Genomic DNA, 16,359 nt, shown 5'->3' with positions numbered 1-16,359 from the left:
CTATAAATTTTTCTGTATCTCTTCCTTCAAAAGTTTATTAACCAGTTTTCCATCGGCTTTACCCTTAAGTTCTTTCATTGCCATGCCCATCAGAGGCCCCATTGACCCCATTTTTCTCTCTTTAACCATGGATTCCTGGGAAGACACAATTTCCCTTATAATTTTATCCACATCTTCTTCACTGAGCATCAAAAGATTTAAATTCTCTGCTACTTCTTCAGGAGATGATTTTTCCTTTAAAACTCCCACTAATACATGGGATACTGCATCTTTTGATATTTTACCATCTGAAAGTAAGTGGAATGTTCCCAGTAATTGATCATCAGAGAGGTTCTCCACATCTAATCCGTCTCTTCTAAGTTCCTTGAGAGTATAAGCCAATAGGGATGCTACGGTGGTGGGTTCCACTTCACATGCCGCCATTATTTCCTCAAACTGTGTGACTTTATCCTGACGTACTAGTTGCTGGGCCAAATCCTCACTTAGGGAATACTCATCAATGATTCTGGCCTTTTTTTCATCAGGAAGTTCTGGTAAATTAGCTTTAACCTGTTCCAAGAGTTCCTGGGAGACAACCTGAGCAGGAATATCGGTTTCAACGTACATCCTGCTGGCAGTGGGTAATGGTCGGAGATACTCTGTATTAGCATCATCTAAAGCCTTTCTGGTTTCCTCTGGGACTCCTTTCATAGCCATTTTAGCTCTTCTCTGCACTTCCCTCAGGGCATTTCTAGCTTTTCTTTCCTTATCTGCCACCAGGATAAATGCATCATTTTCTGCCAATTTTAAGAACTCTTTAACCTTTTCCACTTCTTCTTTGGTTATTCCATAGGCTGGTAATTCATCTGTATGGAAAATGCCCGCTACCCCCATTTTTTTAGCATATGCTGCTAGTTCAGTTCCGAATCGCCTGTTGGGTTGTAAATCCATACCAATCAATCCCTTGAAACCCTTTAGTTTAATAGCTAATACTTTCCCCCCTTTTTTAAGGGCTTGGGATATTATTTTTGATTCTGCATTCTGGAATACTTCTCCAAGATCATATATTTCATTATCCACTTCTGCGCCTCTTTTCAGGAGTTCATCCCGAATCTCAATAAGTTTTAACTGACGCTGGATCTCATTTTCCACCATTTGAGCCATTGAATCCAGGTCCTGAACTCCTTTTATTTCAACCCGGGCTCCCTCCCTGATTGAAATATTCAGATCCTGACGTATGGTTCCCAGCCCCCTTTTTACTTTAGTACTGCGCAGAACCTGACCGATCTGGTATGCTACTTCCCGCACCTGCAGAGGGTGGTTCATGGATGGATCAGTGGTTATCTCTAAAAGAGGTATTCCCAGTCTGTCCAATCGGAATTCCACTTTTCCTTTCCTTTCACCCATACGTCGAGCCGCGTCCTCTTCCAGGCAGAGGTTTTCAATGATTACTTTACCGTAAGGAGTATCCAAGTGTCCATGGGTGGCGAGTAATCCTGTTCTTTGAAATCCTCCTGTGTTACTTCCGTCTATTACCTGTTTTCGCATGGTGTGGAACTCGTCAACCACTTGCATGTTCAGCAGTTCTGCAATAATAAGACCTAATTTTAGGGCTTCCTGATTTAGAGGATGTGGTGGTTCATCATCTGATTCTACCAGACATGTGTGATGAGGATAGGCATCATAGATGAATGTGAGTTTTCTTTGTGATTCTTCAAAGGCTGCCCTGTCGATTTTTCCAAGTTCACTCTGAGTTGGTCTGAGATTCCTTAAAACCCTGTATTTTGGTTTTTTGTCAGTGAGTTCGCATTCACAGGGACAGAAGAGTTTTTTGGTTGTGTTAAGCTGCTGATGTATTTCCAGACCCATCATCAGGCCCAGTTCATTATAATCAATCCTATTATTCATATTAATCACCAAAAAGTTCTCCTTATTCCCCGTAATCTCTAAGGAAATATTGGGAAGATGATTTATCTCCCAGTTCTCCTTTTATGTTAGTTTCCATTATTCGTTTAACTTCTTCCGGTTTGGTGGTCTGTCCCAGGGCCCAGACCAGTTTCACGTAAGCTGTTTCTGGCAACATGTCAACCCCTGGAATTACACCTGCAGATAATAGTTTACGGCCTGTGCTGTAAACATTGAGGTTGGTGCGACCGTAAAGACACTGAGAAGTCATTACCACTGCGATTTCCTCATCAACTGCTCGATGTATGGATGGTATCATTTCCTCAGGGCAATGCCCCAATCCGGTTCCCTCGATTAAAATGCCCCTGTATCCTCTGTCAACATAATAATCTATCAATTCCCCAGTGATTCCAGGATAACTCTTTATGAAAGCCACCTTCTCTTCCAGAGAATCATGGACTTTCAAATCACAACCTCCCCTTTTAGGGTAATTGGAAATTTTATCCTTAATCTTAACCTTTCCTTCCTTTACTTTAGCTAATGGTGGGCTGTTAATGCTTTGAAAAGTGTCTCTGCGACTGGTGTGCATTTTACGCACTCTGGTACCTCGGTGTACCATGGCATGGGTGTCATTTTCTGATGCATGCATACAAACCACTACTTCAGCTAGGTCTGATTTTGCCACTGCCACGGAACTCATGAGGTTGAGGAATGCATCGGAGGATGGACGGTCTGAACTTCTCTGGGCACCGGTAAGTACCACCGGGACTGGTGTTTCCAGTATGAAACTCAAAGCAGCTGAGGTATAGTGCATGGTGTCTGTACCATGGGCCAATACCACCCCATCAGCGCCATTATTAATCTCATCAGCCACTGCACGAGCAGCTTGCCCCCAAAGTTCAGGTTTCATGTTCTCAGAGAGGATGTTCATTATAGCCTTTCCAGTGATGTTGGCCTCCTCCAGGAGCTCAGGTGTTGCCCGTAGAAGGTCGTCTGCAGTAAAAGCAGGGTGTACTGCTCCAGTTTTATAATCAATAATTGAAGCTACTGTTCCCCCCGTAGATACAATCGATACGTCCATTTTTTCAGGATCTTTCTCTATTTCCAGTGGAGGTAAATCTATTTTAGGCTTTTCACCTTTCTCTAAAAGTTCAATTTTAGCTCCAGCAATATTAACACCGATGTTGTAACCATTATCAAGCTTCATGACTAGGTGAAACTCATCAGCGTCTTCAGCTCGGTCCAGTAACATTCCCTGATATTCTATGCTTTCTTTTTGTATTGATATAATGTCTCCAATGGATATGTTCTGTGATTTTAGAAATTCTGCAGCGGATCCGCTATAACTCATATCATCCCTCTAAATTTTTATCAGTCCTGATTAGAATAATTCCAAATTTTAGTTGTTTAAATTTTACTTGTTTATTATTGGATAAATAATCTATAAATTTTTTTATGAAAAGACAATCTAATACCCTATTTTGGATTAATATAGTTAATAAATCATTTTTAAAAATAAAAAAAACCAAACCAATAGCTGATTATGATACTAGAAGGTTTTTTTGAATTTAAAGTCCTCTTAATTCTTTTTCAGTTCCTTTAATACAGAACAGATCGTTTTTCAGTTCCAGGTTCTCTGTGACTTCACATTCCGGACATATACAGTCGTCTTCCTCCAAGTTGCATTCAGATTTTCCCAGAAAACAGTAGAGTCCTTCATATTTCTCCTGGGCGCACTGATTGTACATGGGACAGTCTGGACAGATGCACTGATCTCCCATTTCATCTAAAAACATTTTATTCATTTCATCATCTGATATGCCTTTTTCAGCGATTTCTTCCATTTTTTCCAGAAATTTATCCATTTACATCCCTCATAGCCTAAGTTTTGTTTTATTTACTTTTTTTCTTATCCTCTAGTTACCCATGTTTGGGATTGATTTGAACCCTGATTTTATTAGTCAGATTTATTAGTTAAACTTGATTTTTCTTTATTATATAAGCCATTAATCCGACCATGCCAGAGAAGTGAATCAGAAGCCTCTTCCATACCTGGAGCGGGGATTGGAGGATTTAATACGGCCAGGATATCTTTGTATTGTGATAGAATAATTTTGAAGGTAAGATCAATTTTATCCTTATACTTATTTACCCTAATAAAGAATGCATTTTGCTTACTGAGTTCACTCTCATCCTTAATGGAATTTTTAAGATTTTATCCAGTTTTATGCGAATCCAGACAAGCCACTTTTGAGATTTAATCCAATTTTAAATCAAGACCCACAGGGCAGTGGTCTGAACCCATAACATCTGAAAGTATGTAGGCTGATTCCACTTTATCCATGAATTCTTCATTTACAAAGAAGTAGTCCAGTCTCCAGCCCACATTCCTCTCTCGAGCCCGGGTACGGTAGCTCCACCAGGTGTAGTTTTTTGGCTCCTGGTTGAATTCCCGGAAAGTGTCCACATAACCATGACTTAAGAAACGATCAATCCATTCCCTTTCAATAGGTAAGAAACCAGATATTTTCTCATTTTCCTTGGGACGGGCCAAGTCTATTTCTTTATGGGCGGTGTTGACATCCCCACAAACTATGATATTCCTTCCTTTTTCTTTAAGAGAGTCCACATAGTCTAAAAAGGAGTCATAAAAATCCAGTTTGTACTGCAATCTCTCATCAGACATTTTTCCATTGGGAAAATAAGTATTGAATAATACAAAATCTCCAAAATCAGTTATTAGAGTACGACCTTCACTGTCGAATTTTTCAATTCCAAACCCATTTTGCACTTTTTCTGGTTTTCGGTTGGTGTAAGTTGCCACTCCACTGTATCCCTTGCGCTCAGCTTCGGAAAGATATAGATTATAACCATCAATTTCCCGAATATCTTTTGGAAATTGTTTCCGATGGGCTTTGGTTTCTTGAATACATAAAATATCAGGTTTAGCTTCATTGAACCAGTCAAGGAATCCTTTTCTATGCACAGCCCGGATCCCATTTACATTCCATGATAATATTCTAATTTTCCTCAATTTTTCACCTCATAGTAGATAGATTAGATATTTCACAAATCTAGATGTTTCACATCCCCTTCAGATTTCAAATAAAACCTCAGATTCATAACTAATAAAATTCATTCACTCCTATCCCAAGCCTAAAAATCATCTTTTACCATCAACTAGAGATGTGATTTTACCCATATCCACTTTTCTCTGGAATAATGGTGACTTATCATCCCAATAAACCCTTAAATTCTCTTCAAAGGTATTTTTATTAGAATTCTGGTAGAATATGCCCAAAGGGTATTCTCCAGTTTCTGTGGCCCTCTGGAATGCCATGTTTCTATCATGTGGATCATGATCTTCTTCCAAATAGTAGGTATGTTCCTTGAACCATTGCCTGGTGTTTACCTTGTTGAAGGTCACGCAGGGCTGGAATATATCCACCAAGCTATAGCCTTTATGTTTTATGGCTGCCTTGAAAATTTCGATAGTTTGTTTGCGATCTCCACTATATGCTCTGGCCACGAATGAGGCATCAAGTGCTATAGCCACTGCCAAGGGATTGAATGGTTCCAGGAAAACCCCATCGATCTGTAAGGGTGTGCTGAAATCCCTCTGACTAGTGGGGGATGCCTGTCCCTTGGTGAGGCCGTAGACCATGTTATTATGTACCAGGTTGGTGATGTCTGGGTTGCGTCTCATGGTGTGCATGAAATGGTTACCACCCTCTCCGTACATGCAACCATCTCCACTAACATCTATGACTGTTAACTGGGGGTTGGCAGCTTTAATGCCTGTTGCAGGTGATAATGATCTGCCGTGCAGTCCGTTGAATACGTTGCCTTTGATGTAGTGTGGTAGTTTACCTGCCTGCCCTATTCCTGATACAAAAACTAAATCTTTCGGTTCTATTTCAAGTTGAGCCAGGGCAGTTTTGAGGCTGCGCAGGATTGAAAGGTTACCACATCCCGGACACCAGGCCACATCGCTATCTGGCATGTCAAAATCTTGTGGCCTCATTTATACCCCTCCCCTAATGCCAGAAAGATTATTATTGAAGCTTATGAATTTTTTAAGGTTATATTCAACTTCTTCCACAGAGAAGGGCATGCCATTATATTTCAAAACTTTTTCATGTATCTCGAATCCAGTTTCTAGTTTTATGAGGTTGGCCATTTGTCCCTGGGCATTGTTCTCGAAAATAATCACGTCTTCGGCTTTTTCAAAATATGGGGACACTCTTTTGTGGAAAGGATAAACTTGCTTAAAATGAAGGAAACTCATCTTCTGGTCTGAATTTTCCATTTTTATATTTTCCAGAGCCTCCCTTATGGGCCAGTAGGTGGATCCCCATCCTATAATCAGTTTATGGTAATCTTCATCTCCAACCAGTTCCGGAATAATAGCATCCTCCCTTATCCCATCCATTTTTTTCATCCTTTTATTCACCATCTGTGTCCTTATTTCCAGGTCTTCGGTGATATGTCCTTCTTCATCATGCTCGTCCGAGTCTACCACCACCAATCCCTCTCCATATCCAGGTATTCCGCGGGGTGTGACCCCATCATGAGTAATTAAGTATCTCTGGTATCCGGGAGTGGTTTTAACCAGATAATCTTCATTAACTACATCTTCCAATGGTAAGGATGGGATGTTATAATAGCAATCAGCGAAGTACTGGTCTGAAAGGATGAAAACAGGTATCTGATATTTTTCAGCTAGATTAAAAGCTCTTTGAGTTAATATGAATGCATCTTCCAGTTTTCCGGGTGCGAAGATGATTCTGGGAAACTCTCCTGGACCGGAATAGAGTGCCAGATTCAAATCCTCCTGGCTGGTGCGGGTGGGCAGTCCCACTGCAGGTCCTGGTCTTTGGCCGATGTAGATAACTACTGGAGTTTCAATCATCCCCGCCAATCCTACGCCTTCTTCCATAAGGGCAAATCCACTTCCAGAGGTGGCTACCATGCTTCTGGCACCTGCAAATGATGCTCCCAGGGCCATGTTAATTGCAGCTATTTCATCTTCTGCCTGTTCATAGACCAGTTCAAATTCATGGGAACAGCTGGCCAGGAAAACCTGTAAAGGGGTGGAAGGAGTCATGGGGTAGGATGCCATGAATCTGCAACCACCTGCCAGGCAACCGAATCCTACGGCGTCAGTTCCGTTCATTAAGAGTTCATCACCAACTTCTGACTTGCCGGTGAGTGGAAGTTTAATGTTCTCTGCCTGAGATTCTTTTAATTCCACACCGATCTGGTAACCTGCCTCTGCTGCCTTTAAATCGTTTTCAAGGATTTTTGAACCCTTTCTTGCGAACATGTCAGTGATAATGCCGTTAAATATTTCTTGAGGAATGTTCAGAATGCATGAAAGGACTCCTGCAGCTATTACATTGGCAAATATTAGTCCTCCAATTTCCTGGGCAGTATCCATAAGAGGAATCTGAATAATGGCCTGTTCATTTATGTTTTTCCTTAAAAAGTCCTTTTTTGCTGCTTTGAGATGTTCAGGATCTCCTAATATAATGGTATCATTGGATATTCTATCTTTAAGATGTTTTAAAGCTCCGGAACTCAATGCCAATAGTATGTCAATGCGGTGTAGGTAAGAGGCGACTCTGTGGGACGATACTCTGATTTCTGTGGAGTTCTGACCTCCCCTGACCCTGGACATGTATTCTTTGGTGGAGAAAATATGGTAACCACTCTGTTTAATGGTCTGGGCCAGTATGGATTCCACAGTCTGGATACCCTGACCTGCTTCTCCACACAAAACCAGAGAAATGTCATCTTTTTTTGATAAAACAGTCATTTATTTACCCCCATAATTATAATCCCCTTTATGTAATCTATAATCCTCCTAAATGAATTATAACATATTTATTTATGATCTTTGGTTCACTTAAAATTTGAGTTTATTGATAGTTTATTGATATATTCTAGATTTATAACAGTCTAAAAATAACACTTTAATCATTCCTGTCCATAAGATCAGCCCCCCAATAGATAAAAAAAAGAATAAAGAAATAGAAAAAAAATTATAATTTAAGGTTTTCCCGTGCCCACTGGGCACCTGCTTCCAGTATTTCAAGATTTACAGGAATTAAGTTTGGTTTCCTGTGGAAAGTGTGTTCCACTGCCTCTTTGAATACCTTTTCAGGTAAATTGGTTACTCCCATGGCCATCAAAACCCCTAACATCACAGTGTTAGCTGCCCTTGGCACTCCATGTGCCTTGGCCATTTTTCTAGCTGGCACAGCAATGGCCTTTAAACCATCAGGAATTAAAGTTTCAGGATCTTTAAACTGAATCATGCGCTCATCATACAGGATCAAACCATTTGCCCTCACCTGAGTGGCGAATTTCTCCAGTGAAGGCCTGTTTAATGCCACCAAAATGTCTGATGTCTGAAGAACAGGTGATCCAATAGTTTCTCCTGAAATGACCACAGTACAATCCGAGGTTCCGCCTCGCTGTTCTGGTCCGTAGGAAGGATACCAGGAAACGTGCCTCTGATCATTACAGGCTGCCTGAGCCAGGGTGAGTCCCATGCTTAATACTCCCTGACCTCCGAAACCAGCTATACGTACCACCTTCCTTTCAAATGAGGGATCATCTTTGGCTGCCCAGGAAGTGTCTTCTCTTACTTCAAAGATTTTATCCAGAGATTCCTGTGAAAAATCACTTTTATCCCGGCATAGAGGTTCAACCTCTTTTCTTCTGTCTCTGAAATTCTTTAATGGGAATTCTTTGCACATTTCATTGTTTACGAAGTCTTCTGAACCTTTAGCATCTGTCCGGAGGTTGGTGGGGCATGGTGAGAGCACCTCCACAAATGCATATCCTTTACCATCCCTCTGAACTTCCAGTGCCTTCTTCACGGCTATTTTTGCTTTGCGAATGTGTTTGGGATCAGAGACAGAAACTCTTTCAATGAAAACTGGTGCATCCAGGTTGTTTAATAGTTCAGACATGTGCAGGGGATATCCTGCATACCTGGGGTCTCTGCCTCCCTGGCAGGTTACAGTGACTTCTCCCACCAGGGTGGTGGGTGCCATCTGCCCTCCAGTCATACCATAGACTGTGTTGTTAACAAAGAACACTGCCATTTTTTCTCCGCGGTTTGCAGCCTGTATGGTTTCGTTTAATCCTATTGATGCCAGGTCACCATCCCCCTGGTAAAGAATTACAACAGCATCATCTTCCGCCCTTGATAGACCCGTTCCCACTGCTGGGGCTCTTCCATGAGCTACTTGCACATGGCCACAGTCAAAGTAGTAATAGGCAAACACGGCACAGCCCACTGGACTGGTCATTACAGTGCGGTCCTGTATTCCCAGATCATCTATGGCCTCCCCAATGAGTTTGTGTAGTATTCCGTGGCCACATCCCGGGCAGTAATGGGTGGCAGTTGGTGCGCTTCCCCCTTTGCGGGGATATTCATCAAGTATGGATCTGGGTTTTTTTATGATTTTCTCATCCAGGGAGTTATTCTTCATTGGGACCATTATCTTGTCTTCTGCCATCATTTACCCCCTGCCATTTCATGAATCTTATCGGTAATGCTTTTCTGATCTATAAGATTACCACCCATTCGGTTAACCAGTTCTACCGGACGCGAACATCCAATTGCCAAGATTATATCTTCTCTCATTTGTCCGTTACTCATTTCTACTGATAAAAACTGACAATCTCTTCTTTCAGCAATTTTCATCAGTTCCTTTTCCGGGAAAGGGAATAATGTTTTGGGACGGAATAAACCTGCTTTTATTCCCTCTGCTCGCACCTGATCCACTGCTGAACGAGCCACCCGGCTGCTTATTCCATAAGCCACCAGGATGATATCCGCATCATCCATCATATACTCCTCATAATCAACTTCGTTTCTGCGTATTTCCTCATATTTATCCTGTATACGGTAGTTAAAGTCTTCCAGTTGGTCAAAGTTTAGGAATATGCTGGTTACCAGATTTCCACGTGTTTCATGGTTTCCTCGCACTGCCCATGATTCATTAAAAACTGGTTCAATGGCTTCTGAGGGGAAGTGGAGTCTTTCAACCATCTGCCCCAGAACTCCATCAGCCAGTACTATAGCCGGGTTACGATATTTCTCAGCCAGTTGGAAGGCTCTAATGGTTAGATCACACATTTCCTGCACGGAATTCGGTGCCAGTACTAGGTTACGATAGTTTCCATGACCTCCCCCTTTTACCAGTTGGGTGTAATCAGCCTGCTCCGGCCCTATGTTTCCCAGGCCAGGCCCGGCACGCATTATATCAACAATAACACAGGGGAGTTCTGCTCCTGCCAGGAAAGATATTCCCTCCTGTTTTAAGCTGATTCCTGGGCCTGATGAGGCTGTTATGACTCTGTGACCGGCTGCAGCTGCCCCGTATACCATGTTAATGGCAGCTTCCTCTGATTCTGCCTGAACAAACTTTCTACCCACCTTGGGGAAGTAAAGGGATGCTTCGTGTAAAATTTCTGAGGCCGGAGTAATGGGATAACCAAAGAAGCAATCACAACCAGCGTACATTGCCCCTATTATCACGGCAGTGTTACCTTTGATTAACTGAATAGTCATCCATCTTCCTCCTCAGCAGGACCTTCCTTCTCAAATGAATCTTCATTTACAACGGCTATATTTTTACTCTGGCTTTTACCCTTAACTTTGCGAGGTATGTGAACTTCCACAGCCAGGGGCTCAGGACAAGTGTAGTAGCAGTCTGCGCAACCAGTACATCCTTTCCCTTGGTAGACTGGATAGTGATAACCACGTTCATTTATGTCTTCACTCATCTTGAGGACACCTTCACGGCAGGCAATTACGCATCTTTCGCATGCTTTACATTCAAGTTCGTTGAAAACAGGATAAGGTTCTTTCTTCCTACTCGTCATGATCCATCTTCATCCTTTAATTCTTAATCTCTTAGAATCCTAGTAAATTTTATCAATGGTTGTTTATTATGGTTTTTTATCAGATCAGTTCATTAAATTATTCAAATTCTCTAATTAATTTCTCTAATTATAGATGAACAATTACATGGACTGACATGGACTGGAATATCTATTATCAATTTACTGTTTCTCATCCCTTTCCCGGATTTCTACACGCCTGATTTTACCACTTATGGTTTTAGGGAGCTCATCCACGAATTCTATTACTCTAGGATATTTGTAGGGAGCAGTTACCTGTTTAACATGGTTTTGTATTTCTTTAGCCAGTTCTGGGGAAGCTTCATAATCTGCAGTGAGTACAATGGTAGCTTTTACCACCTGCCCCCTTACTGGATGCGGAACCCCAGTTATGGCACATTCCAGTACGGATGGATGTGAAATGACCGCGCTTTCCACTTCGAAGGGGCCAATACGATACCCGGAACTTTTTATCATATCATCGTTACGTCCTACGAACCATAAATATCCATCTTCATCCATCCAGGCAGTGTCACCTGTGTGATAGTAGCCATCGTGCCAGGCTGCCTCAGTTCTTTCTTCTTCCCGGTAATATCCTCTGAAGAGACCTGGTGGTTTTCCATCAGCAGTTTTTATTACCAGTTCACCCTCTTCACCCACATCGCATATCTTTCCCTCGGAGTTCATGAGTTGAATATCATAACCCGGTGATGGTTTTCCCATGGATCCGGGCCTGGGTTCCATCCAGGGGAAGTTAGCCACACAAACCACGCACTCTGTCTGGCCAAAACCTTCCATTAACTTGAGTCCGGTGAATTCCTTAAACTTGTTGTAAACTTCAGGGTTTAATGGTTCACCAGCAGTTACTGCATATTTAAGGGTGGAAAAGTCGTACTGAGAAAGATCCTCTTTGATGAGGAAGCGGTATATGGTAGGTGGAGCGCAGAAGGTATTAACTCCATGGTACGATGCCTTTTCAAGCATTTTACCAGCGTCAAATCTATCATAGTCATAGACAAATACTGCACTGCCTAATATCCATTGCCCATATATCTGACCCCACATGGCCTTAGCCCAGCCAGTGTCCGCTACAGTGTAATGAAGTCCATTATCGAATACGTTCTGCCAGTAAGCTGTTAGTATATGTCCAAAAGGGTAGGTGAAGTCATGCATTATCATTTTTGGCATGCCTGTGGTTCCTGATGAGAAATATATAAGTGCTATTTCATCATTTCTGGTTCCATCATCACCTGTTGGACGTTCAAATTCTGGTGATGCACTGGCAATCTCTTTGCGGAAGTTCAGCCAGCCATCTCTGTCCTCATCCCCCACAATAGACTTTATGAGCTTTATCTCACCTAATTCTTTTTGAGCTTCATCAAAATAATCTGGTACCCCATCTTCAGCTATACAAACCACCATCTTGATCCCTGCATTTTCTATACGGTAGACTATGTCTTTGGTTTTCAGCATATGGGTGGCAGGGATAGTTATGGCTCCTAATTTGTGAAGGGCCAGGATACAGAACCAGAATTCATACCGGCTTTTAAGGGTTAACATTACCCGATCTCCCTTTCCTATACCCTGATCTTTGAAAAAGTTAGCTGTTCGATCTGAATACTCTTTCAACTCTTTGAAAGTGAACTTTACATCTTTTTCATCATTGCACCATACCAGTGCGACTTTATCCGGGTCTTCCCGAGCGTATTCATCCACCACATCATAGGCAAAGTTGAAGTTTTCTGGGATTTTTATATGGAAATTATCCCTGAAGTCCTGATATGACTCGAAATCTGTTTTTGATACGAATTTATCCAGTAAAGATGACATATTAATCACCGATTAACTTAATTTTAAATAAAACCTAATAATTTTATTTTAACTAAACTGCATTTTTTCTTTTTAATCCTGATTCGCTGTTATAATTAGTTCCCATCACATGAATAGGTCCTACATTACAATGGCCAGGAATTTGGCTGGTTTGTTTTCCAGGGCTTCCATGGCATGTTCATAGGATGAATCAAAGAAGATTGAATCCCCTTCATGGAGTATGATCTCATTGTCATGGATGTAAATTTTCAGTACCCCCTCTAAAATATAGTTGAATTCCTGTCCCGGATGAGAGTTTGTTGTAGGTTTATTAGCACCTTTTTTGGGTTCCACAGTTACAATAAAGGGTTCAGCTTTTTTGTGGATGAATTTTTCAGCCAGATTCTCATATTGGTACTGTTTTCTACGGCCCACTTCAACTCCTTTCCCCTTTCTGGTCACGCTGAAAATGTGCATTCTGGTCTCTTCCCCAGTAAGAAGCAGTCCCATGTCTACTTCCAGCTTTTGAGCGATTTCAAACAGGATACTGGCAGGAATGTCTGCTTTACCTTCTTCATATTCCTGATAGGTTTGCAGAGGGATTTCAAGGTAGTTCGCCATATCCTGAACACTGATATCTGAAAGCTCTCTAAGCTCCATAATACGCAGCCCTATTTCCTTCATCTTCTCTTTCATAACTAAAACCTCACAATCAACATGGTTAAACCTTTTTTAGTCAAGCCCTTGGCTGGATAGCCATGGTTTATAAAACAAACAGGATTATCAGATCTTAAATCTAATTCTAGGTATGTGATCTGACTCCAATTCTATATAATAATTTTTGAGGTAATGATTTGTATCATTTTATAATGATTGTTAATGACAATTAAATTGTGCTACTATAAATAAATTACCACCATTAATGCTCGAGAAACAATCGATAGTTAAGCTAACTAATAATGACCCCCTAATATAATAAACATTTCCAAACGTCCACAAAATTATTCAAATTTTTAAGAAAATTTAGACAAATAAAGGAATTCAAAGTGATTAATATGAAACTTGATATTTTATCGGTTAAATTGGAAGCACCTGAAGATTGTAATCTTATATTGGGTCAGAGCCACTTCATAAAGACAGTTGAAGATCTTTATGAGGCCATTGTTAATACCGTGCCCCAAGCAGAGTTCGGATTAGCATTTGGAGAGGCTTCAGGTGACTGTAAAGTGAGAACTGCTGGTAATAACGTGGAACTGGAAAAGTTAGCTGCAGAAAAAATGTTAGAGATGGCCTGCGGCCACAGCTTTCTGATTTTCCTTCGCAATGCATTCCCCATCAACTTAACCCAAAGTATCCGGAATGTTCCAGAAGTAGTTAACCTCTTTTGTGCAACTGCCAATCCAGTTCAAGTTCTAATAGTAGAATCCCAACAGGGAAGAGGCATAATTGGAGTAATTGATGGTTTCAAACCTAAAGATATTGAAACGGAAGAAGATGTTACTTGGAGAAAGAAATTTTTAAGAGATATTGGCTATAAATTCTAGAAAAATAACCATTAAAGCTTTATTTTATTTTTAAAGACCATAGATATTTTTTAAATGGAAAAACCCACCTTATGCTAAACTTTTATCTGAAAAAAATCTAAAAACTTCATCAAAATAAAAAAAAAGAAATGTGGGATAAAATCTCTTTTATTGGTTTTTTCGTGTGCTGATAACTCCACCCAGTACCATCAGAATGGCTAAAACTATTCCTGCCATAGGTGTGCCGGTTTTTTGCATGGCTATGGTTTTGCTTGATATTGCTGACGCTGCGCTTACATTAGGAGCTTGTAGAATTTTTACTGTAGTGGAAACTATATAACCATCCATTGCGGTTAATGTGGCTATTCCAGGTCCTTCGTCACCTCTTAAAAAGGTTGTGACTAATCCCAGAGCCCATGGCACTGTGATAGTTTTGCTTCCAATATTTCCCAAATTGGTGGTAAATGTAAGTTCTGGTCCACTAAAGAATTTTTCTGCGTCTTGACTGTGATCCACATTATCAGAATCCATGTAAACATTGGCAGTGATTTTTGAGCTCTGTCCAGTGTAAATAGTAGATGGGTCAGAGTATATATTCAGTTCAAGCCATGGAGCAACATCAACGTTAACATCAGAACCATCTGTTGCTGCAATTAGGTTTGGAATGGTTTTAGGATCTTTATCTGAGCCCCACCAATTATGCTCTCCTTGGATGACTCCAGACCATGCATTGTGGATTGCATTGCTACCATCGGTGAGGTCGGTTGCGGTGTTGCCTATAATTCGGTTGTAATGAGCAGTCAACGGTCCCCAGTTATAGAACGCTCCACCTTGGGATGCGGTGTTACTTGCGATATTACAACCACTGACGGTCAAAGTCCCTTCTGAGGTAGATTGAGGTCGATTATAAATAGCACCACCATACATTGCCGTGTTACTTGTGAAGATACTATGAGTTATGGTAGCAGTACCCCAGTTAAAGACTGCTCCACCACCTTGTGTTGTTCCGGCATTGTTACCTGTAAATGTGGAACTGCTTACAATTAAAGTACCATAACTGTTGTATATGGTTCCACCGTCGCCATTTGCACTGTTGCCGATGAAATTACTATTGGTCACAGTCAAAGCACGTAATTCGTTGTAGATAGCACCTCCGGAGCCTGCAGTGTTACCCGTAAATGTGGAACCACTCACAGTTGAAGTACCAAGGTGAGTGGAGATAGCACCTCCGAAGCCTGCAGTGTTACCCGTAAATGTGGAACCACTCACAGTTGAAGTACCATGGTAAGTGTATATAGCACCACCTGATTGTGTTGATCCTGCAGTGTTACCCGTAAAACTGGATTCGGTGACGCTTAAAGTACCTTGATCGTTGAAACCACCAAAGTTATAGATAGCTCCACCACAACCATTTGCAATATTATCTGTGAAAATACAACGGTTTACTGTCAAATGACCTGCATTGTTATGGATAGCTCCACCACCACCTTGTGCAGTGTTACTTGTGAAAGTAGAGTCTGTTAAAGTAGCATAACCATAGTTATTATAGATAGCACTGCCCACTAATCCCGAGTTCTCAGTGAAAGTACATCTATTGACGTTAATGTTACCATTTTGGTTGATGTTAATAGAACCGGCAAATGAATTTGAGTTTTTAATGGTTAGATCGTTGAATGTAACTGTTTTACCAGTAGCAACAGTAAATGCTCCTCCAATATTCTCACAATCGATAATGGTTTTATCCTGTCCTGCTCCCTGGATTGTAATGTCTTTATTTATGTGAATAGGTGTATTTCCGGATCCTGAGTATATACCGGGTGCTATGTTGATCTTATTACCATCTGTCACACCAGTATAACCTTCACTTAGGGTCTTAAATGCTTGGGCCCATGAGCTCCCGTCTCCAGAAGTGGCCACAGATCCATTTACATAAGTATCTGCTGCATTGACTGCTGAAAACGAAATCAGAACAGTAAGTAGGGTGATTGTTAAAAGCATTATTTGTTTTTTCAAGTTTTTCACCTCCTTTATGTTAGATAAAAATTTAGTATTAATTAGTATTAATGATATTGTTAGCACATAATAATATAGTTAACTACGAACAGTTCGTCATAGAATAATTGGAAAAAAAATTTTTTAAAAAATTTTTCTCTGTAGAAATCCTTTTTAGAATTTGAACAATAAGTGTTTCACGTAGCGATGTAGGTTTATAACATATATT

General features: G+C 40.9%; 13 protein-coding genes. 1 reads left to right on the top strand and 12 read right to left on the bottom strand.

Features of this window, described 5'->3' with window-relative positions; genetic code table 11:
* The 11 genes from gatE to HVN35_00320 all read right to left on the bottom strand — a co-directional run bounded on the left by gatE (position 1) and on the right by HVN35_00320 (position 13,311).
* Complete coding sequence (gene gatE, locus HVN35_00370) at positions 1-1,875, bottom strand: Glu-tRNA(Gln) amidotransferase subunit GatE (GenBank protein ID NYB51014.1); 1,875 nt, start codon at positions 1,873-1,875, stop codon at positions 1-3.
* Between the two features lie 34 nt (positions 1,876-1,909).
* Positions 1,910-3,235 (bottom strand): Glu-tRNA(Gln) amidotransferase subunit GatD, encoded by a 1,326-nt coding sequence (gene gatD, locus HVN35_00365; protein NYB51013.1) that lies wholly within the window; start codon positions 3,233-3,235, stop codon positions 1,910-1,912.
* Positions 3,236-3,452: 217 nt separating this feature from the next.
* A complete protein-coding gene (locus HVN35_00360) occupies positions 3,453-3,749 on the bottom strand; it encodes a DUF2769 domain-containing protein (protein NYB51012.1) in 297 nt (98 codons plus the stop codon).
* 392 nt (positions 3,750-4,141) lie between these two features.
* Positions 4,142-4,918 (bottom strand): exodeoxyribonuclease III, encoded by a 777-nt coding sequence (gene xth / locus HVN35_00355; GenBank protein NYB51011.1) that lies wholly within the window; start codon positions 4,916-4,918, stop codon positions 4,142-4,144.
* A gap of 129 nt (positions 4,919-5,047) precedes the next feature.
* Positions 5,048-5,908: a 2-oxoacid ferredoxin oxidoreductase gene (locus HVN35_00350; GenBank protein ID NYB51010.1), complete on the bottom strand. Its 861-nt coding sequence runs from the start codon at positions 5,906-5,908 to the stop codon at positions 5,048-5,050.
* Complete coding sequence (locus HVN35_00345; GenBank protein NYB51009.1) at positions 5,909-7,702, bottom strand: 2-oxoacid:acceptor oxidoreductase subunit alpha; 1,794 nt, start codon at positions 7,700-7,702, stop codon at positions 5,909-5,911. It lies immediately after the preceding gene.
* Positions 7,703-7,928: 226 nt separating this feature from the next.
* Complete coding sequence (locus HVN35_00340; GenBank protein NYB51008.1) at positions 7,929-9,389, bottom strand: 2-oxoacid:acceptor oxidoreductase family protein; 1,461 nt, start codon at positions 9,387-9,389, stop codon at positions 7,929-7,931.
* A gap of 26 nt (positions 9,390-9,415) precedes the next feature.
* On the bottom strand, positions 9,416-10,474 hold the full coding sequence (locus HVN35_00335; GenBank protein NYB51007.1) for a 3-methyl-2-oxobutanoate dehydrogenase subunit VorB: 1,059 nt from the start codon (positions 10,472-10,474) through the stop codon (positions 9,416-9,418).
* Positions 10,471-10,788, bottom strand: a complete 318-nt coding sequence (locus tag HVN35_00330) for a 4Fe-4S dicluster domain-containing protein (protein NYB51006.1) — start codon at positions 10,786-10,788, stop codon at positions 10,471-10,473. The genes HVN35_00335 and HVN35_00330 overlap by 4 nt, the downstream gene beginning before the upstream one ends.
* A gap of 180 nt (positions 10,789-10,968) precedes the next feature.
* Positions 10,969-12,636, bottom strand: a complete 1,668-nt coding sequence (locus HVN35_00325; GenBank protein ID NYB51005.1) for an AMP-binding protein — start codon at positions 12,634-12,636, stop codon at positions 10,969-10,971.
* Between the two features lie 120 nt (positions 12,637-12,756).
* A complete protein-coding gene (locus HVN35_00320; protein ID NYB51004.1) occupies positions 12,757-13,311 on the bottom strand; it encodes a helix-turn-helix transcriptional regulator in 555 nt (184 codons plus the stop codon).
* Between the two features lie 359 nt (positions 13,312-13,670).
* Between HVN35_00320 and HVN35_00315 the strand changes: the two genes are divergently transcribed.
* Positions 13,671-14,159: an adenosine-specific kinase gene (locus HVN35_00315; protein ID NYB51003.1), complete on the top strand. Its 489-nt coding sequence runs from the start codon at positions 13,671-13,673 to the stop codon at positions 14,157-14,159.
* A 147-nt stretch (positions 14,160-14,306) separates the two neighbouring features.
* Here the strand turns inward: HVN35_00315 and HVN35_00310 are convergent, their stop codons facing one another.
* Positions 14,307-16,151, bottom strand: coding sequence for a hypothetical protein (locus HVN35_00310; protein ID NYB51002.1), 1,845 nt, complete (start codon positions 16,149-16,151; stop codon positions 14,307-14,309).
* Positions 16,152-16,359 lie beyond the last annotated feature (208 nt).

The sequence above is a fragment of the Methanobacteriaceae archaeon genome (assembly GCA_013403005.1).
Classification (GTDB): domain Archaea; phylum Methanobacteriota; class Methanobacteria; order Methanobacteriales; family Methanobacteriaceae; genus Methanobacterium.
This window is presented reverse-complemented; position numbering and strand designations above follow the sequence as displayed.

What these genes read in the sequence shown, in the direction of transcription:
- HVN35_00340 (NYB51008.1), bottom strand. Translation starts at nt 9,389, where the DNA reads ATGAAGAATAACTCCCTGGATGAGAAAATCATAAAAAAACCCAGATCC.
- HVN35_00360 (NYB51012.1), bottom strand. Translation starts at nt 3,749, where the DNA reads ATGGATAAATTTCTGGAAAAAATGGAAGAAATCGCTGAAAAAGGCATA.
- gatD (NYB51013.1), bottom strand. Translation starts at nt 3,235, where the DNA reads ATGAGTTATAGCGGATCCGCTGCAGAATTTCTAAAATCACAGAACATA.
- HVN35_00315 (NYB51003.1), top strand. Translation starts at nt 13,671, where the DNA reads ATGAAACTTGATATTTTATCGGTTAAATTGGAAGCACCTGAAGATTGT.
- HVN35_00335 (NYB51007.1), bottom strand. Translation starts at nt 10,474, where the DNA reads ATGACTATTCAGTTAATCAAAGGTAACACTGCCGTGATAATAGGGGCA.
- HVN35_00325 (NYB51005.1), bottom strand. Translation starts at nt 12,636, where the DNA reads ATGTCATCTTTACTGGATAAATTCGTATCAAAAACAGATTTCGAGTCA.
- HVN35_00330 (NYB51006.1), bottom strand. Translation starts at nt 10,788, where the DNA reads ATGACGAGTAGGAAGAAAGAACCTTATCCTGTTTTCAACGAACTTGAA.
- HVN35_00345 (NYB51009.1), bottom strand. Translation starts at nt 7,702, where the DNA reads ATGACTGTTTTATCAAAAAAAGATGACATTTCTCTGGTTTTGTGTGGA.
- HVN35_00350 (NYB51010.1), bottom strand. Translation starts at nt 5,908, where the DNA reads ATGAGGCCACAAGATTTTGACATGCCAGATAGCGATGTGGCCTGGTGT.
- HVN35_00320 (NYB51004.1), bottom strand. Translation starts at nt 13,311, where the DNA reads ATGAAAGAGAAGATGAAGGAAATAGGGCTGCGTATTATGGAGCTTAGA.